Annotated in this window: 17 protein-coding genes; 9 read left to right on the top strand and 8 right to left on the bottom strand. The window is 74.4% G+C overall.

What is annotated here, in order from left to right; all coding sequences use genetic code 11:
* Positions 1–102 precede the first annotated feature (102 nt).
* Complete coding sequence (locus OH807_RS05415; protein WP_406194540.1) at positions 103–771, top strand: response regulator; 669 nt, start codon at positions 103–105, stop codon at positions 769–771.
* Between the two features lie 39 nt (positions 772–810).
* Here the strand turns inward: OH807_RS05415 and OH807_RS05410 are convergent, their stop codons facing one another.
* Entirely contained in the window at positions 811–1,242 is a 432-nt protein-coding gene (locus OH807_RS05410) for an Lrp/AsnC family transcriptional regulator (RefSeq protein ID WP_406194537.1), read from the bottom strand.
* A gap of 70 nt (positions 1,243–1,312) precedes the next feature.
* On the opposite strand from OH807_RS05410, the gene OH807_RS05405 reads away from it, so the two are divergent.
* The 5 genes from OH807_RS05405 (at position 1,313) to OH807_RS05385 (ending at position 5,671) form a co-directional block, all read left to right on the top strand.
* Positions 1,313–2,008 (top strand): LysE family transporter, encoded by a 696-nt coding sequence (locus OH807_RS05405; RefSeq protein ID WP_406194535.1) that lies wholly within the window; start codon positions 1,313–1,315, stop codon positions 2,006–2,008.
* Between the two features lie 528 nt (positions 2,009–2,536).
* Positions 2,537–3,316, top strand: coding sequence for a transglycosylase family protein (locus OH807_RS05400; RefSeq protein ID WP_406194533.1), 780 nt, complete (start codon positions 2,537–2,539; stop codon positions 3,314–3,316).
* Positions 3,317–3,468: 152 nt separating this feature from the next.
* Positions 3,469–3,837, top strand: coding sequence for a hypothetical protein (locus OH807_RS05395; RefSeq protein ID WP_406194530.1), 369 nt, complete (start codon positions 3,469–3,471; stop codon positions 3,835–3,837).
* 254 nt (positions 3,838–4,091) lie between these two features.
* Complete coding sequence (locus OH807_RS05390; protein ID WP_406194528.1) at positions 4,092–4,847, top strand: SDR family NAD(P)-dependent oxidoreductase; 756 nt, start codon at positions 4,092–4,094, stop codon at positions 4,845–4,847.
* A gap of 236 nt (positions 4,848–5,083) precedes the next feature.
* Positions 5,084–5,671, top strand: a complete 588-nt coding sequence (locus tag OH807_RS05385; protein WP_406194525.1) for a TIGR03086 family metal-binding protein — start codon at positions 5,084–5,086, stop codon at positions 5,669–5,671.
* Between the two features lie 60 nt (positions 5,672–5,731).
* Here OH807_RS05385 and OH807_RS05380 read toward each other — a convergent pair whose 3' ends face one another.
* Positions 5,732–7,147: a helix-turn-helix domain-containing protein gene (locus OH807_RS05380; RefSeq protein WP_406194522.1), complete on the bottom strand. Its 1,416-nt coding sequence runs from the start codon at positions 7,145–7,147 to the stop codon at positions 5,732–5,734.
* Positions 7,148–7,416: 269 nt separating this feature from the next.
* Between OH807_RS05380 and OH807_RS05375 the strand changes: the two genes are divergently transcribed.
* The gene (locus OH807_RS05375; RefSeq protein WP_406194520.1) at positions 7,417–7,836 is read left to right on the top strand and encodes a hypothetical protein; all 420 of its coding nucleotides are present in this window, start codon (positions 7,417–7,419) and stop codon (positions 7,834–7,836) included.
* A 259-nt stretch (positions 7,837–8,095) separates the two neighbouring features.
* On the opposite strand, the gene OH807_RS05370 is transcribed toward OH807_RS05375, so the two are convergent.
* From OH807_RS05370 to OH807_RS05360, 3 genes are all read right to left on the bottom strand, one after another.
* On the bottom strand, positions 8,096–10,324 hold the full coding sequence (locus OH807_RS05370) for an endonuclease/exonuclease/phosphatase family protein (RefSeq protein WP_406194517.1): 2,229 nt from the start codon (positions 10,322–10,324) through the stop codon (positions 8,096–8,098).
* Positions 10,321–11,148: an NHL repeat-containing protein gene (locus tag OH807_RS05365; protein WP_406194515.1), complete on the bottom strand. Its 828-nt coding sequence runs from the start codon at positions 11,146–11,148 to the stop codon at positions 10,321–10,323. Before OH807_RS05365 ends, OH807_RS05370 begins: the two co-directional genes overlap by 4 nt.
* Before the next feature lie 122 nt (positions 11,149–11,270).
* Positions 11,271–12,461 carry an alpha/beta hydrolase family protein gene (locus OH807_RS05360; protein WP_406194512.1) on the bottom strand — a complete coding sequence of 397 codons (1,191 nt, stop codon included), beginning with the start codon at positions 12,459–12,461 and terminating at the stop codon, positions 11,271–11,273.
* A 236-nt stretch (positions 12,462–12,697) separates the two neighbouring features.
* On the opposite strand from OH807_RS05360, the gene OH807_RS05355 reads away from it, so the two are divergent.
* Complete coding sequence (locus OH807_RS05355; protein ID WP_406194509.1) at positions 12,698–13,120, top strand: pentapeptide repeat-containing protein; 423 nt, start codon at positions 12,698–12,700, stop codon at positions 13,118–13,120.
* Positions 13,121–13,193: 73 nt separating this feature from the next.
* Here OH807_RS05355 and OH807_RS05350 read toward each other — a convergent pair whose 3' ends face one another.
* On the bottom strand, positions 13,194–13,352 hold the full coding sequence (locus tag OH807_RS05350; RefSeq protein ID WP_406194507.1) for a hypothetical protein: 159 nt from the start codon (positions 13,350–13,352) through the stop codon (positions 13,194–13,196).
* Positions 13,353–13,397: 45 nt separating this feature from the next.
* Between OH807_RS05350 and OH807_RS05345 the strand changes: the two genes are divergently transcribed.
* Complete coding sequence (locus OH807_RS05345; RefSeq protein ID WP_406194504.1) at positions 13,398–14,270, top strand: class I SAM-dependent methyltransferase; 873 nt, start codon at positions 13,398–13,400, stop codon at positions 14,268–14,270.
* A gap of 183 nt (positions 14,271–14,453) precedes the next feature.
* Here the strand turns inward: OH807_RS05345 and OH807_RS05340 are convergent, their stop codons facing one another.
* Complete coding sequence (locus OH807_RS05340; RefSeq protein ID WP_406194502.1) at positions 14,454–14,927, bottom strand: (2Fe-2S)-binding protein; 474 nt, start codon at positions 14,925–14,927, stop codon at positions 14,454–14,456.
* A gap of 131 nt (positions 14,928–15,058) precedes the next feature.
* Positions 15,059–17,605: a xanthine dehydrogenase family protein molybdopterin-binding subunit gene (locus OH807_RS05335; protein ID WP_406194500.1), complete on the bottom strand. Its 2,547-nt coding sequence runs from the start codon at positions 17,603–17,605 to the stop codon at positions 15,059–15,061.
* Positions 17,606–17,876 lie beyond the last annotated feature (271 nt).

Genomic DNA, 17,876 nt, shown 5'->3' with positions numbered 1-17,876 from the left:
CGGCGGGCCGGGCGCAGGGTGGGGCCGGTGAGGGGCGGGGCCGGGAGGTGTGAGGATGGTGCGCAGCAGTGCCACCCGCAGCCAAAGAGGGGACGACCAGCAGTGATCCGAGTCCTCGTCGCCGACGACGAGCCGCTCATCCGGGCCGGGATCAGGATGATCCTGTCCTCCGCCGAGGACATCGACGTGGTCGCCGAGGCGGCCGACGGGCGGGAGGCCCTGGACCTCGCGCGGGCCCACCGGGTCGACGTCGTCCTGCTGGACATCCAGATGCCGGTGATGGACGGTCTCACCGCGCTCGGCGAACTGCGCCGGGTCGCGCCCGGCGCGCGGGCGCTGATCCTCACCACCTTCGGGGAGCGCGACAACGTGCTGCGCGCGGTGACGGAGGGTGGCGCCGGGTTCCTGCTGAAGGACACCGCCCCGGCGGAGCTGATCCAGGCCGTCCGGGCCGCCGCCACCGGCAACGCCTTCCTCTCGCCCGCCGCCACCCGGCACATCGTCGACTCGCTGGCCGGCGGCCGCAGCGGCCCGGCCGTGGCCCGGGGCGCGCAGGCCCGGCGGCGGCTGGAGGTGCTGACCGCGCGCGAGCTGGAGGTGCTGGCCCTGCTGGGCGAGGGGCTCTCCAACGCGGACGCGGGCGCCCGGATCCACATGAGCGAGGCGACGGTGAAGACGTACGTCAGCCGGATTCTGGCCAAGCTGGGCTGCGACAACCGGGTGCAGGCGGCGCTGCTGGCACGGGACGCGGGGCTGGACGCCGGGGCCTGAGCCGGGACGGCCCGTGGGCGGCGGGGGCTTCGGCGGTGCTCAGCGGCCGGCGATCCGCAGGGCCAGCCGGGTACTGGAGTGGGCCACCCCGGCCTCGTGCTTGAGCCGGCGCAGCAGCTGGTCGAGCCCGGCCGCGTCGGCGACCCGGGCGCGCAGGAGGTAGTCGTACTCGCCGGTGACGTGCGCGGTCTCGGTGACGCCGGGCAGCCGCAGGGCCTGCGCCTCGAAGGCGTCGCTGTCCGTCTCCGGGCGCAGCCGGACGTCGATGAAGACGGTCAGGCCGGGGCGGGCGGCGTCCGCGACCGGATCGACCAGGACGGTGAAGCCGCGGATCACCCCGGTGCGGAGCAGCCGGCGTACGCGGTCGGCGGTCGCGTTGGCGCTCAGGCCCACCCGGGCGCCGAGGTCGCGGTAGGAGATCCGCGCGTCCGCGCGCAGTTCACCGAGGATTTCCCTGTCCAGCTCGTCCATACCGCGATTGTCGCGGTCGAAGCCGAGAAACAGCCGTTCTTTCCGGGGCCGGTGCGTCACGGTGGCGGACATGACGGGAGCGACGGGAACGGCAGGGGCGCTGCTCGCGGGCGCCGGCGCGGGGCTGGGGGTGGCGGTGCCGCTGGGCGCCGTCGGGGTGCTGCTGCTGGAGGAGGGGCGGCGCGGGCGCGCGGCGGCGGTCGGCGCGGCGTGCGCGGTGGCCTTCGTGGACATGGCGTACGCGGCGCTCGCCACGGCGCTCGGTGCGCGGCTCGCACCGGCTCTGGCCGGTTGGGAGGGGTGGGCGCGGGCCGGCTCGGCGGCGGTGCTGGCGGTGGTCGCGGTGCGGGGGCTGCTGGGGCTGCGGCGCGCACCCGTGCCGGCGGTGACGGGGGCGGCGACGGTGGCGGTGGCGGGGTCGGGGGCGGCGGGGGAGGTGGCTGGAGGAGGGCCGGCGGCGGGCGGTCCGGGGCGGACGTTCCTGCGATTCGCCGCGCTGACGGCGGTGAACCCGGCCACCGCGCTGTACTTCGCGGCCTTCGTGACGGGCGGTGGCGGCCCTCACGGCCCGGGCGGTGGTGGGGGCCTGTCCGGTGCGGCGTTCGTGGCCGGGGTGCTGCTCGCCTCCCTGACGTGGCAACAACTGCTCGCGGCCGTCGGCGTATCGCTCGGGGCCCGGCTCTCCGAGCGGGCCCGCAGGCTCACCTACTGCGCCGGATACGGACTGATCGTGTACTACGCCCTGCACATGGTGTGGCCACGCTGAGTGACGAGTGTGGGCGACGCCACGAGCGGCCGGCGCGGAACCGGGAACTCCGGTGGCACCGGTGACGGTGCGTCGACCCTTCGTCGCCCAGGGTCGACGGTGTGGGTGGGCTCACAGGCGGACAGATGTGAGCGAGGGCACGAATATTGACCATTTGATCTTGAAAATGCTGTCAAACCTGGTCATTTCGGATGCGGTTACATGATCAATACCGCCGGTAACAGTCAACTGACCTGCGGCGTCCAAGAATTGCTTGAAAGCGGCCCGGGCGGGCCCGTAGCTTCATTGGCGGTGCAACGAGCACCACCCGGGTTCACCCCCGACGCACAGCCCGCCGACTGACCCCCGGCGCAAGGGCAGTGCCCGCCGACGCGGCCGGCTCGAACAGGCCGTCGGCGAGCGGGGGTGGCCGGGGCGGCACGGCACGTCGGACACGTGCGTGGCTGCCCAACGAGTGAGGTGAGCGACGAAGGCCCTGCCAAGGGTCTGGTTCCGCCTGCCCGCCCGGGGCTTGTCGAGAGGACTTTCATGACGATCCGTAACGAGACCACCGCTGCCACCACCAACACCACCACCACCGGGAAGCGCCGCCGCCGTGCCCGCCTGGCGCTGGTCGGCGGGGCCGTCGCGGCCCTCCCGGTGGCAGGCCTCGTCACGGCCACCTCGGCCTCCGCCGCGTCCACCTCGACCTGGGACACCGTCGCCCAGTGCGAGAGCGGTGGCAACTGGAGCATCAGCACCGGGAACGGCTTCTCCGGCGGACTGCAGTTCACCCCCAGCACCTGGAAGGCCTACGGCGGCACCGCCTACGCGCCGTCGGCCAACCAGGCGACCAAGGCCCAGCAGATCTCCGTCGCCGAGAAGGTGCTCGCCTCGCAGGGCCCCGGCGCCTGGCCGGTCTGCTCCCAGAAGGCCGGGCTGTCCAAGGGCGGCGCCCCGGCGGCCGTCGACACCTCGGCCCCGGCGCCCTCGGCCAAGGCCGCCACCCCGAAGCCGGCCGCCCAGCAGCCGGCCAAGCCGGCCCAGGCCCCGGCCCAGGGCGGGCAGAAGGCCCAGAAGCCCTCGGCCCCGAAGACCCAGTCGTTCAAGCCGCAGTCCGGCGCGTCGCAGGACGTGGCCAAGTCGTCGAAGCCGGCCACCCCGGCCACCAACACCGCCGGCGGCAGCTACACCGTCCGGAGCGGCGACACCCTGAGCGACATCGCGGCCAAGTTCGGTACCGACACCGCGAGCCTGCACGCCAAGAACGTCAAGGCGATCGGCGGCAACCCGGACCTCATCTTCCCGGGCCAGACCCTGAGCCTCTGACGGCTGCGCCCCGCCCGGTCGGGCGGGGCCCGGTCCGTCGGCCCGTCGTTCCGAGCGGCCACTCCCTGCCGGGGGTGGCCGCTCGGGCGCGTCCGGGCCGGTGGGTAGGGTCCGGCTGCGGTTGGTGACGGCTGCGACTGGTCACGGCGGCGGTGGCGGACTGGGAGCCCGCCCGCAGTGACGACCTGATCACCTGCGTGCACGGGCTGCACTACGTCGGCGACCAGCTCGGTGCGATCGTCCGGGCGGCGGGCCGGCTCGCGCCGGACGGGCGGTTCGCCGCGCACTTCGACCCGGAGTCGGTCCGGCACCGGGACGGGTCGAGTGCGGCGCGGCCGGTGCTGGCGGCGCTGCGGACGGCGGGGTTCGGCTGTCGGGCCCGGCGGCACCTGCTGGAACTGGACGGTGGGCGGGCGGTCCGGCTGCCGTTCGCCTGCCTCGGGGCGGATCCGGCGGCCGGGCCCAACTGCACCGGTCAGTCGGTGGTCGGCTCGTACTACCGGGCGGCTCCGGCGGTCTGACGCAGAATCCGGCGCGTCCGGGTCCGGTCCGCGCCCGTCCGCACCCCTTCGTGCCGGAGTTCGCACGTTCGTGCCGGGGCGCGCCGTGTTCGCATAAGGGTGTGCAAGGTGCGGCGGGGCGCGGTTGGGCGTACGGGGCGCGCGCGGGGTGATTGTTGAAAGTTGAACGCGACGTCCGAATACCGCCGGATTCGTGCGTCCCCAGGGCCGAGGATCGAGTCATGTCCGAGAACAAGGCAAGGAGTTCAACCGATATGACGATGACTCGGTTCGCGAAGCTCGACGGCAAGGTCGCCCTGGTGACCGGTGGCAGCCGGGGGATCGGGGAGGCCGTCGCCCTGCGGCTGGCCGAGGACGGCGCCGACGTCGTACTGACGTACCGCGGCAGCACGGAGCGCGCCGAGGCGGTCGCGGCCAAGATCACCGCGATGGGCCGGCGCGGCTGGGCCGTCCGGGCCGACAGCGCCGACCCGGAGGCGATCCGGGGCGTGGTGGCGGCGGTGGTCGAGCGGTTCGACCGCCTCGACATCCTGGTCAACAACGCGGGCGTCGGCGTCCTCGGCCCGATCGGCGAGCTGACGGCGGAGGATGTGGACCTGGCGATCGACGTCAACGTCCGGGCGCCCTTCCTGTTCGCCCAGGCCGCCTCCGCGCACATGACCGAGGGCGGTCGGATCATCTCCATCGGCAGCTGTATCGCCAAGCGGGTCGCCTTCGCGGGCGGCACGCTGTACGCGAGCAGCAAGGCCGCGACGATCGGCCTCACCAAGGCGCTGGCCCGGGAGCTGGGCCCGCGCGGGATCACCGTCAACGTGGTTCACCCGGGGCCGATCGACACCGAGCTGAACCCGGGTGACGGTCCGTCGGCCGAGTTCCAGGCCTCGCTGACCGCCCTCGGCAGCTTCGGCCGGGTCGGTGACATCGCGGCCACCGTCGCCCACCTCGCGGGCGAGGACGGTCGCTACATCACGGCCGCCGAGATCGCCGTGGACGGCGGCCTGGCGGGCTGACCCACCGGCCCGATGCCGCCGGCCCGGTCCACTGGGCCGATCCACTGGACCGGTGGCACCGGGCCGATCCGCAGGCCCGAGCGGTAGGCCCGGTCCGCAGGCCCGACCCGATGGTCGGGCCTGCGGATCGGGCGCCCCGACCGGCCCGGCGCGGTGTTGCGCCGGGCCGGTTGTCGGTGGTCCCGTTTACGATCGGCCGGTCCGAGCACATGTCCCAGCTCCGAAGAGGTGTCGCCATGACCGCAACGGAAGACCCGATCGACCTGCTCGCCCGGGCGCTGGCGCAGACCGCCGGCCTGATCGACGGCGTCGGCACCGAGCTGGCCGGCCACCCCACCGCCTGCCACTCCTGGGACGTCGGTCAGCTGATCAGCCACCTGCTCTTCGACCTCCGCCAGTTCACGGTCCGGGCGAACGGCGACAACCCGGACTGGTCGCAGCCCTTCGAGCGGGTCGAGGACGACTGGCTGCACGCCTTCGAGGCCGGCGCCGAGGAGCTGGTCGCCACCTGGCGGGCCGCCGGGGACCTCACCGGCGTGATCGAGGTCCCGGGCGTCGGCGAGCTTCCCGCGCGGTTCCCGGTGGACCAGCAGATCGCCGAGTTCGCGGTGCACGGGTGGGACTTGGCCCGCGCCACCGACCAGTCCACGGACGGCCTGGACCACGAGGTGGCCGTCACCTCGCTGGCCTGGGGGCGCGGGGCGCTGAGCCCGAAGTACCGCGGCAGCGAGGAGGACGGCCACTCCTTCGGTCCCGAGGTCGCCGTGGCCGAGGATGCACCGGTCTACGACCGGCTCGCCGCCTTCTTCGGCCGCCAGCCGTAGCGGAGGCGGCCGGGCACGGCCGGGTGCGGCCGGGGGTGACAGTGCGCGCCGCGGGCCCGGTCAGTGGAAGACGGCGAGGACGGCTCCCCACTGCGAGCTGGTCCGCCCGGTCGCCGCGCAGGGTCCGTCCGCCGCCGCCACCTGGTACGCGGTGGTGAGCCGGTACGAGGAGAGGGTGAGCACCGGAAGGGCCGTCCAGCCGGTGGCGAAGCCGGGTGCGGTGCCGGTGTTGCTGCCCACGGTGCCGATCATGAGGTCGCCGGGGGCGCAGGCGGCGGGCGTGCCGCTGGTGGTGAAGGCCGTCCCGCCGGCCGGGCCGTGCGCCTGTGCGGTGTCCCGGAGGGCGGAGATCCCGCGGAACTCGTCCACCGCGACGTGGTACTTGGCGGCCTGCGGGTAGCTGACCCGGAGCGAGTCCGCCGTGGTGAGGGCCGGTACGGCGAAGGCCGCGAAGACGAGGACGCGGTGCCGGCGGGAGTCCGTCACCTCGCCGGCCGGGCGGAAGAAGTCGCCCCGGGTGTCCGTCACCGTGACGCGCCCGGGGCAGGTGCTGGTCAGCATCATGGTCACGACCAGGGCGTCCCCGCGGGTGACCGGGGTGAGCACGGGCAGCACGACGTCCGTGGCGGAGAGGACGGCCTGGTCCGCGGCCGGGCGGGCCACCCAGGCCGGGGCCGGGTCGGTGCCCGAGCCGCCGTCCGTGCCCGAGCCGGTGCCTGGGCCGGCGTCTGCGCCGGTGCCTGGGCCGGCGTCCGGGCCGTCCGTCGTCCGGCGTGCGGTGTCGCCGTGGTGGGCGGCCGGCCCGGGGTCGGGGCCGGTGGCCGATCCTGGGCCGGGCCCGGCGGGCGGGAGCCCGCCGGAGGCTTCGGCCGGACAGTCCTGCGGGGCGGGCGCCGCGGTGACCGGGCCGCGGAACGCGACCACGCCCAGGGTGGTGCAGGCCCCGATCAACGCGCCGATCAGCAGGGTGACGGCGTGCGTCCAGAACCGGCGGCCGGTCGCGGGTGGCTTGCCGGCCGTACCGGCCGGTTCGGCCGGGGGTGCTGCCGGTTCGCCGGTGGGCGGGCCCGGCGGGGCGGGGTGCGCCGGGTGGGCGGGCGCGGGAGGTGGCGGGCCGGGGGCTGCCGGAGCCGGCTCCTTGCTGGTGGCGGCGGACCAGCGGAGCCGCCACTCGGCCTCGTCACCGCCGCAGGCCTGCACGTAGGCCCGGGTGGTGGGCCAGGACGGCAGGCGCGAGCCGGAGGCCGCCTCGTACAGCGTGGTGTGGGAGATGGAGCCGGCGTTCCTGGCCATGGTCCGGAACGAGGGCTGCCCCGCGTCCTGTCGGAGCCGGCGGAGCTCGGCGGCGAAGCCCTCCGCGGCGGCCCGCCCCGCGGCCCGCTGTGCTCCCGGGCCTCCCGGTACCCCCTCCGGTCTCTCCGCTGCGCCCGGTCGTTCCGTGGATCGCGGTTCCCCCTGCGACCCTCGCTCCGTCATGACGCTCCCCCTGCTGTCGGACCGTGTCAGATCCCTCGGTGACGCTGTTCGTTTGTCGCGTACGGATCATATCGACGGGGTGGCCGCGCGGATCGGTCATCGGCCGAATCACCTGGGCGGGGGCCGCCGGTGGGGGCGGGCCCGCGCTGTCAGCTGTTGTCAGTTTCCGTCAGCCGGTACCGAACACCGCAGGTGGTCCGGTCAGCTGTCCCCGCCGTCGCAGTCCGGACGGCGGCACGCCAGTGCAGGACAACGACGGGAGAATCGACATGCGCAAGGGACTTCTCGGCAGGCTCGGACGCCGCGGTGCGACCGCCGCGGCGGTGGCGGCACTGGCGGCCGGGGCGGTCGGTCTGGCCGGCGGCAGCGCGTCCGCCGACACCTGGTACGGCCTCAAGGCCCACGAGACCGGCCACGGCGTCGGCGTCTACGCGCAGCCCACCTCGCAGTCGGGCAAGAACTTCGGCGACCTCTGGTCGACGCAGCTCACCGGGGACGCGATCGACTACCAGTGCTGGACGCGCGGCGAGACGATCAACAACCAGGGCAACGTCTGGTACCGGGTCAGCCAGGTCTACTCCGCCAACTACGGCTACGGGTACGGGACGTCCTACGTCTACGGCGCCTACACGGACGGCAACAGCCTCTTCCACACCGTCTTCCAGGACGGCCGCGTCGGCCAGTGCTGACCGCCCGCTCGACGGTCGGCTGATCCGGTGATCCGGTGATCCGGTGATCCGCTGACGTGCCGACCTGCTGACCCGCCGACGGCGACGGCCCCTGCGCCTGCGCCACCCGGAGGCCCCCACGCCTCCGGGAGACCCCCACGTCGGCCGGGGTCCCGCGCCGTCCGAGGACCGGGTGGCGCGGGGCCGTCGGGTCGCACGACCGTCACGCGCGGGCCGTGGCTCCCGACCGGGTCGGTCCGCTCCGCTCTGCCCCGCTCCGTCAGAACTGCTCGTCCCAGGTGGTGACGGTGAGCTCCACGTCGTACCGGCCGTCGTCCACGTCCACCCGCAGGAACCCGTGCATCCGACCCGGCGACGTCCGGTCGGTGATGGCGAACCTGCTCCAGCCGTCCAGCTCGGCGAAGGGGCGCAGGGTCTCCCGGCCGATGTCGTCGTGACCGATGTCGTCGAGCTCCTTGACCATGAACTCGACGCCCTTGCGGTAGGGCAGGAACTCGGGCACCCACTGGTTGAGGTCCCGGACGGCGTCCTGCTCGAAGTCGCCGATCGTGTCGTTGTCGACGTAGGCGGTCGGGACGCCGTCCGTGGTGATGCCGAGCTCGATGTCGTCGGCGCCCCAGCCTCCGGTCTCCTTGGTGCACACCAGCCGCGGTGCGCCCCGGCTCCCGCCGAGCACCAGGGTGAGGTCGACGGTGGCGGCGACGAGGAACCCCAGCTCGCGCAGCGACGGTTGGTCCCAGCGGGTGACCTGGACGTAGAGCTGGTCACCCTTGTCGATCAGCGCGTCCAGCTCGGCCGTCGCGCCGCCGCCGGACTGGGTGAGCTGCCTCCACGTACCGGGCGGGTCCTCGCGGACCACGGTGGCGGTGAAGCCCGGGTCGCCCCGGGTGCGGGTGACGGTGATCCGCGCCTTCAGCGCGGAGCCCAGCGAGACCGGCGGACCGTCCAGGCGGAACCACTTGGTGTCCTCGTCGACCCAGTCGGTGGCGGGAAAGTCCTGGTTGAGCAACTGCAGGACGGGGAACGACTCGGGGACGATCTCGCCGTACGGCAGCTGGATCGCGTCCTCCGGCCCGACGCCCTGGTGCCGGTGGGCGTGGAACTCGAACCGGGCCTCCCCGGTGCGGGCCCTGGGGAACACCTTGACCAGGAACGGCGGGGCGGCGATCACGTACTTGTCGCCGCGTCGCGGAGTGGACTCCTGGCGGTACTGCCGGCGCGGCCGGGACAGGTCGGTGTCCAGGTAGACCTCGTAGGCGATCCGGTCGTGGTCCTGGTCGAGCCGGAAGTCGTAGGTGCCGGCCTCGTCGAAGCGGAGCCACATCGTCTGCCCGTCGGCCAGCAACTGGCGCCCGCTGTCGAAGTCCGCGGGGCCGGCCGCGGCCGCGAGGGCGGTCGCCGGGGTGGAGTGCGGCCGGGGCGACGCCAGCTCCACGCGCAGCGGGCGGTGGTCGCTGAGGTAGCTCACCTCGGGGTGCCCCGGCGGGACGTTCGCCAGGTCGTAGTCGATCATCACGTGCTGGGCGGCCAGGGAGCCGGTGGTGGCGGCGGACGCGTAGTCGAGCCGCTGCTGCCGGGGATCGTAGGTCACCGTGGCGGAGTACCCGCGGTCGCGCAGCCCCGGCGGGCCGGTGCACTGCCGGCGGCCCCAGAGGTCGACGGTGCGGTCGGAGAGCAGCCGGCCCGGGGCGTCGAAGCAGCTCTTCCACTCCCCGTCGTGGTCGGCCTCCGCCATGAGCTCACCGACGATGTTGAGGTCGCCCAGGAAGAAGATCTCCTCGCCCGACGGCGCGCCGCCGGTGCAGGCCCCGATGAACTCCTCGGCCGCGGCCATCTGCCGGGAGCGGGTGCCGCGGTACTGCCCCGACGCGCTCGCGTCGGCCTGGGTGTGGCTCAGGAACAGGTGGTACTCCTGCCCGGGCGCCCGCACGATCCGGGCGTACGCGATGCCCTTGGCCGCGAACCGGTCCAGGCCCGCCGCGTCCTGGTAGGGCAGGAAGTTCACCGCCGGAACCACCGCCGGCACGGGGTAGCCGCGGTCCGCGGACTGCTGCTTCAGCGCGGAGTCGAGGCCACCCGTGTCGAGCTGCGCGAACGGCCATCTGCTGAGGACCATCAGGCCGCTGTCCTCGGGCCGCCATCCGGTCACCACATCGGGCACCCCGATCAGCACCCACTGGGTGGAGAGGGCGCAGGTCTGCCCGGCGCCGGCCTCCTCGGCCTGGAGGTAGTCCCCGTCGCACTTGGTGACGATGTACGGGAACCGCGCGCGCAGGCTGTCCCGCAGGATCGCGCGGGCGTCCTCGTCGAACACCTCGCAGAGGCCGACGATGTCGTAGTCGAACGCGCTGCTCAGGATGTTGTCGGCGATGAACCCCGCCCGTGCGGCGGCGGTGTCCACCGGCGGGAGGGTCGGGGGGAAGCCGGCCTCCATCCCCCACGACCGAAGCTGCGTGTTGAAGGACAGGATGCGCAGGCTCTCGTTCATGACACGGCCAATCCGGTCAGGCGGGTGAACTCCGGCCCGGGGAGGGCACCGGGGGCGCCGGCCAGCCGCCCGGTGGCCTGCCAGCCACCGCCGGCGGCCGCCCAGCGAGTGACCTGGGCGGCACCGGCGTCGGCGACCAGGACGGTCCCGTCGTCCGCGGCCGCGGCGACGGGGGCGATCAACTCGTCCGTGCCGTCGATCAGGACGCTCGCCGAGTCGTCCGGGTGCAGCCGGAGCACCGAACGCGTGGCGAGCTCGGTGACCAGCGCGCCGGCGGTGTCCCACCGGACGCCGTACGGCGTGGTCGCCCCGGCGGGCAGCGGGAGCTCGGTCCAGTTCAGGCCGGTCATGTCGTCGAAGCGGACCAGGCGGTGGGCGGCGGGGTCGGTGACCAGCACGCGCCCCGCGCCGTCGACGGCGACGCCGGTCGGCGCCAGGAAGCCGCCGGGTGAGGCCGTGCCGGGCGTGCCCCAGGCCGACCAGCCCGGGGCGTCGACGCAGGACGCCCGCACGATGCGGTGGTTGCCGGTGTCGGCGATGTACACGGCGCCGCCGGCGTCCACCGTCACCCCGGTCGGGCCCTTGAGCGCTCCGACGGGCGTGCCTGCCGGGTCGAGCAGCTCCGGGTCCTCGCCGGCGGTCGTCATGACCACGATCGTCGACCCGGCCCGGTCCGCCAGCACCAGGCGGCCGTCGGCGGTGAGCGCCGGCCCGGCGGGCACCGGGGCGGGGGTGAGCGCCGGGGCCAACGTCTCCCAGCTGCTCCCGTCGAGGGCGGCCAGCACCACCACCGCGTGCTGCCGTTCGTCGCTGAGGTAGATCACGGCTGCCCCCGATCGTCCGTCGTGGCAGGTGATTTCAGCCTGTCACACTTGGCCGACCGGTGCAGTTCGTGCACGCAGCGTCACTGTGGTTCGGAGCGTCCGCCCGGTGGGGGAGTGCGCTGCTACCGGCGGGTACCCCAGACGAAGTCGACCTCGGGGTGGCGCGGGGTGGGGCCGTCGAGCAGGGGGGCGGGGCAGCCGCGCAGCACGCGGTCGAAATGGGCCAGGGTGTAGGCGCGGGCGAGGGCGGTCGCCCGGGAGGGGGCGACGGTGCCGAACAGCTCGGAGTAGACCTCGGCCGGGAGGTGCTCGGCCAGCCGGCCGGGGCCGGCCGCGTGCGGGAGATCGGTGAAGCTGAGGTGGCCTGCGGTGCGGATGCGCAACTGCCGCCCCCAGCCGCGCTGGTGCTCGCGCCAGAGCCGCCAGGTGTCGTGGTCGGCGAGCGAGGTGAGCAGCAGGAACGGGCGGTTCAGACCGGTGTGCGGCACCGGTGAGCCGAACAGGCCGCCGTCCAGGTCGAGCCCGGCGGCGAAGCGGTCGTCCTGGCGGACCGCTTCGGCGGCGGCGGCGCCGCCCATGGAGTGGCCGAGCACCCCGGTCCGGTGCCGGTCGGCGCGCGGAAGGCCGGGCCGGCGGGCGGTGCCCCCGGTGGTGAGCTCGGTGACCACGAAGCGCAAGTCCCCGACCCGGGTGGAGATCTCCTTGCGGTCGGCGGCGTCCGGATCCGCCGGGTCGTCCTCCAGCGCGCCGAGGACCACCCGGCCGTCCGGGAACTCCACGGCGGCCGCGTCGTAGGTGTGGTCGACCGCCGCGACGAGGTAGCCGCGGGCGGCCAACTCCTCTGCGAGAGCAGTGCAGTTGCTCCGCCCGCCGGTGCGCCCGTGGCTGAGGACGAGCAGTGGCAGCGCGCCCGGGGCGGCGGGCGCGCCGAGCCGGGCGGTCGGGCGCAGCCGGACGAGGACCCCGGGCTCCAGCGGGAGGCGCTGCTCGACGGCGGCGGCCACCCGGGGGGAGAGGTACGGCGCGCGGGGGCGGCCGGTGGTGGCGGTGGCCGGGTACCAGAGCTGGACCATGAGCTCGCGCGGCGCGGGTACGGGGGAGAACGGGTCCTGGCGGGCCCGGTCCACCAGGTGCAGTGACACCGTCCCGATCGGACGGTCGCCGGTCGGGGCCGGCAGGTCGATCCTTTCGGGTGCGGCACCCCCGGGTGAGGGGGCCGGTCCGGGGGATGCGGCCCGGGCGGCGGTGGCGGGCAGGGTCAGTGCGGCGCCGCCGGCCCCGGCGGCGGTCAGCAGTGAGCGACGTCCGATCATCCTCAACCACCCCTCAAGTCCGTTGCCCTGGCGGATCATCACTCTAGTGCCGCTCCGGACGACCGGTTCCGGTCGGGGCCGGTCCGTCCTCGCCGGCTCGGCCGGCCGCCCACGCCGACGGCCCCGGGGCGGCGCGCGTCCGACCTGGTGGCGCCCGCGCGTCCGGCCTGGTGGCACCACTGGGGGCCGCGAATTGCGGGCGACAGGGGGTTGCCGGGGCTGACACGATGTGCGGCATGGGGAGAGTCGTGAGCGTGAAGGAGGACTTGGCGTCCCGCCGTCGGCATACGACGCTCTACCGGGAGTCCTTCGACGGCAGTGATCTCGTCTCGGCGCGGCTGCCGTCGCTGCGGTTCACGCGGTGTTCGTTCCGCGGGGCCGATCTGCGGCATGCCACCCTGGACGGCTGCCGGTTCAAGCTGTGCGACTTCCGCGGGGCCGATCTGCGCGGCGCCTCCCTGCGCGGCGTCCTGCTGGCGGGCTGTGAGCTGGCCGGCGCCGACTTCCGGGCGGTGGACCTGACCGCTGCGCGGCTCGGCCGCGTCCTCACCGGTGCGTCGACGCACGGGCTGACCGACGCCACGGGCATCCGGCTGGACAACGCCGTCCTGCGTGACATCGAGCTCGACCAGGTCGTCGGCTGGCCCGTCGCCCGGTAGCCGGCCGCCGTCCGGGGTGTCCGGGCCCGCCCGTGGCCGTGGCCGGCCGGACCGGTGGGTCTGCTCCATGGATTCACTCGGCCATTGATTCGGCGTCGCTCGATTTGTCGGGCATTCCCGCGAGAAGCAGTGCGGGCACGTCGCCGCTCGGGTTCAACCTGCACGTCACCTGGGGGCCGAGAAATCCGTATTCGTTGCCGAATTGCAGCCCGGAAGATCTTTCGGAATTCATATTTCTATGATATCCTGTCAAATTGGGCGGCTAATGTTCACTCTCATGGTGAACAATGAACAGCCGAGCCAGACAGCACTCATGGCGGCCGCAGCGCGCGCGGCACATCTGCTCGTTGACGACGCCCCCTCGATCTTCGCCGACACCATGGCGCAGACCTTCCTGGGGGAGCGCGCGGATGAACTCCTCGGGTACCACCGGTCCTACGGAGGCCACCCCGTCCTGTCCGGTGCACGGACGACGGCCGTCACCCGCAGCCGCTACACCGAGGACCGGCTGTCCGAGCTGGCCGCGCATGGCATCGACCAGTACGTGATCCTCGGCGCGGGGCTGGACTCCTTTGCCTACCGCTCCGAACTGGCCGACCGGGTCAGGGTGTTCGAGGTCGACCAGCCCTCGACCCAGGACTGGAAGCGGGCGCGGCTGGCTGCGACGGGGACGAAGGTGCCGTCGTCCGCCGTCTTCGTCCCGGTCGACTTCGAGCAGGAGCCCACCCAGTCGCTGACCGACCGTCTCGTCCGGTTCGGCTTCGACCTGAGCCGGCCCGCGCTGGTCGGCTGGCTCGGGGTCACGATGTACCTCACCCGGGAGGCGATCGACCGGACCCTGGCCGCGGTCAGCGGCTTCGCACCCGGCACCGAGCTCGTCGTGGAGCACCTTCTCCCGGCCGAATTGCGCGACGAGGCAGGCCGGTCGTACGCGGAGCTGGTGATGGCCGCCGCGGCCGAGCAGGGCGAGCCCTGGCAGACCTTCCTCAGCTTCGAGCAGATGGACAGCATTCTGTGCGAGCACCGGCTCCAGCCGGTCGAGCACGTTCGGCAGCACGAGACGATCGACGCTGCGGGCTGGGAACGTACGGACTCGCTCCGCCCGTTCGCACTGTCCGTGCTCTCCCGCGCGAGCGTCCCCGCCCGCTAGCGGCTTGTCGGGCCGCCACGGCAGGGTGGTGGGTCCGGGCGTGGTCGGGTGAGTCGGGGGTGAAGCCGCTCTTCGGCTCGGCAGGGGGAAGGTTTCAGTCCGGCGGCTACCGGCAGCCGGTCGATTTCCAGGTCGGCCGACCGGGCAGAGCCGCCGGGGTGGGGGCCGGGGGTGGGGGCCGGACTACGGGGTGGGGGGCGGCGGGAGCTGGGCGGCCGCCTGCTTGATGGCCTCGCGGATCCGGGGGTACGTGCCGCAGCGGCAGATGTTCTGGATCTGGTCGATGTCGGCGTCGGTGGGCGCCGGGGTGCGGCGGAGCAGCGCGGCCGCGGTCATGATCTGGCCGGGCTGGCAGAACCCGCACTGCGCGACGTCGCAGGCCAGCCAGGCCTCCTGGACGGGGTGCAGGGTGTCGCCGTCGGCCAGGCCCTCGATGGTGGTGACCTGACGGCCGGCGCAGTCGCCGACCGCCAGCGTGCACGGCTGGAACTCCTCGCCGTCCAGGTGACTGGTGCAGGCGCGGCAGACGCCGACGCCGCAGCCGTACTTGGGCCCGGTGACGCCGAGCTTGTCGCGCAGGACCCAGAGCAGCGGCATGTCGTCCGGTGCGTCGACGGTGACCGGTTGCCCGTTGAGGACGAAGGTGTGGCTGGGCATCGGGAGGTGCGCCCTTCGGGTCGGGGCCCGGCGCTGGTCCGGGCGTTGGATCGGGCCGGGAGCCGGCCGGGGACGGTGTGAGGTCGGGGCCGGGGTCGGCCCGGCAACGGTGCGGGACCGGTCGGGCGGGGTCAGAAGTTGATCGGGAACGAGCGCGGGCGGATGCCGGTGGCCCGGGCGTAGGCGTTGGCGACCGCCGCCGAGGCCGCCGGGACGCCCAACTCGCCCGCGCCGCCGGGCGGTCCGCTCGGCGGCAGCAGGTGGATCTCGACCGACGGCGGCGAGTGCCGCTGCCGCGCGTAGTGGAAGTCGGCGAAGCTGCCCTCACGGACGGCGCCGTGGTCGATGTGGTTGCCGGCTTGCAGGATCACCGAGATGCCGTCGATCAGCGCACCCGTCAACTGGGCCTCCAGGCCACGGGGGTTGATCACCAGGCCGACGTCGGCGGCGATCACGGCCCGCGTCACGCGCGGCTGCCGCGGGTCGGCGGCGTCGAGTTCGACGAGGTAGGCGACGCGCCCGCCGTTCTCGTCGTGGTAGCCGATGCCCTGGGCCTGGCCGGCGGGCATCGGCCGGCCCCAGCGGCCCTCCTGGGCGACCTTGTCGAGCACGGCCCGGCCGGCGGCGCCGCGCACCCGGGCACGGCGGAAGGCGACCGGGTCCTGGCCGAAGCGGCGGGCCAGTTCGTCCATCATGATCTCGTCGGCCACGCGCACGGTGCCGGAGTAGACCGAGCGCCAGCTGCCGGTGTGCATGTCGAGCGGGACTTCGGCGAGCAACTGGGTGGGCAGGCCGACGTCGTACGGGTTCTTCTCGCTGAGCAGGAAGAACGCCTGGGCGAGGCTGATCCCGGCGACCGACAGGTTGAACCCGGCGGCGGTGAGCGCCTCGCCGAGCCCGTGCCGGAAGTCGGTCTGCACCGTGGCGGCCCGGTGCTCGTAGCTGATCACCTGGCCGAGGCCGTAGGTGGCGCGGATCCGGTGGTGGCTGGCCGGGCGCAGCCGCCCGTGCCGCATGTCGTCGTTGCGCGTCCACATCAGCTTCACCGGCCGGCCCGCCGCCCGGGAGACCTGTGCGGCCTCCAGCGCCGCGTCGAAGAACAGCCGGCGGCCGAACGAGCCGCCGCCGCGCACCACGTGGACGGTGACGGCGTCCTGCGGGAGGCCGAGTTCGGCGGCGATGGTCTGCTGGGCGACGATCGGCGTCTGCGAGGCGAACCAGATCTCGGCGCGGTTGGCGCGTACGTCGGCGACGGCCGTCAGCACCTCCATCGGCGCGTGGTTGACGAAGGCGAAGTCGAACTCGCCGTCCACGTACTGGGTCAGCAGCGGCGGCACGAGGAAGGGCGCGTGGGCGGCGCGCAGCCGGGCCCGGATGTCGGCGTCGGAGAGCGCGGCGACCGGGCCGGGGTTCCAGCTGGTCCGCAGGGCGTCGCGGGCCTTGAGCGCCTGGTCGAAGGTCTCGGCGAGCACGGCGACGCCGCTCGGGACGGTGACCACACCGAGGACGCCGGGCATGGTGCGGGCCGCCGCCGCGTCCACCGACCTGAGCGTGCCGTTGATGGTGGTCGGCCGGGCGATCACGCAGGGCACGGCCCCCGGGACGGCGAGGTCACCCGCGTACTTGGCGCGGCCGGTGACGATGTCGCGGGCGTCGATCCGGCCGGTCGGCCGGCCCACCAGCCGCTGCTGCCCGGGCGGTTTGGGCGCGGCGGACACGGCGGGGACGGCGATGCCGGCGGCCGCGGCGGCGAGTGCGCCGTAGCCGGCCCTGCGGCCGTCGGGGGCCAGCACGGCGGAGTCGGCGGTGCGCAGCGTGTCGGCCGGCAGGGACCAGTGGAGGGCGGCCGCGGTGACCAGCCGGGCCCGGGCCGCCGCCGCGGCGGCGCGAACCGGGTCGTACAGCGAGCGGACCGAGTTGGAGGCGCCGGTGAGCTGGTTGAACAGCAGGCCGGGGCGGCCGTCGGAGAGCGGCACGTCGACGTCGGTGAGCCGGGCGTCGAGCTCCTCGGCGACCAGCATCGCGATCGCGGTGGTGAGGCCCTGACCGACCTCCAGCCGGGGGAGGTACAGCGCGGCGCGGCCCTCGGCGGTGATCTCCAGCACCAGCAGGTGGGAGGTGGGCAGGCCGGCCAGGATCAGCGCGTCCCCGAGGTCCAGCACGTCCGGGATGCCGGGCAGGCCGAGCAACTGTGGTGCTGCGGCCGGCTGTTCGGCGGCCTCGGCGGTTCGGACGGCGGCCCGGGCGGTGGCCGGCGCGGCGGCGTCCAGGCCGAGCCGGGCGGCAACGGTGAGGGTGGGGGCGGCGAGCAGGTAGGTGAGGAAGCGCCGCCGCCCGGCGGCCGCGGCCCCGGGGCCGGCGCCGTTCGCGCCGGGGAGCGCTTCGGTGGGCGTGGCGGGCGTGGCGGGCGTGGCGGGCGTGGTGGTCCCGGCGGTCCCGGCGGGCGGGGTCGTTCGGACCGGCGCGGTCGTTCCGGCGGGCGTGGAGGCCGGGGTGGCGGGGTCGGCGTCGTGGGGTGCGATGGAGGTGCTGATGGGAGGAGCCCTTCGAGCCGGTGACGGCTCCGGCCGGGCGGGGGCCTCGGAGGCCCGGGCCCCGAGGCCGGATCGCGAACGCGGACGAGCATAGGAGGGGGCAACGGGCCGGTCAACACGGGCACTTCGGGCCGGAACGGACATCCCGTCGGATCCCGGATCGGGCGGACACGGACGGTGCGGGGCAGGCCGGTGACAGCCGTCGTTACGCCGTGCGGGGGGCGGATGCTCCGTCCCCGTACCGGAGTTCGGCCGCCGCCCGCCCGTGCGGCGGATGGCGCCGGGGCCGGGGCGCCGGCCTGCGGCGGACCGGCCCGGCGGCGCCAAGTGGCCCAGGGGCAACCGTGACAACTGGACCTGTCCACTGGTCCACCTGACCTCTAGGATCGATCGTGTCAGGAAGAAACGGGTGGTC

The organism is Kitasatospora sp. NBC_01560, from assembly GCF_045208415.1.
GTDB lineage: Bacteria > Actinomycetota > Actinomycetes > Streptomycetales > Streptomycetaceae > Kitasatospora.
This window is presented reverse-complemented; position numbering and strand designations above follow the sequence as displayed.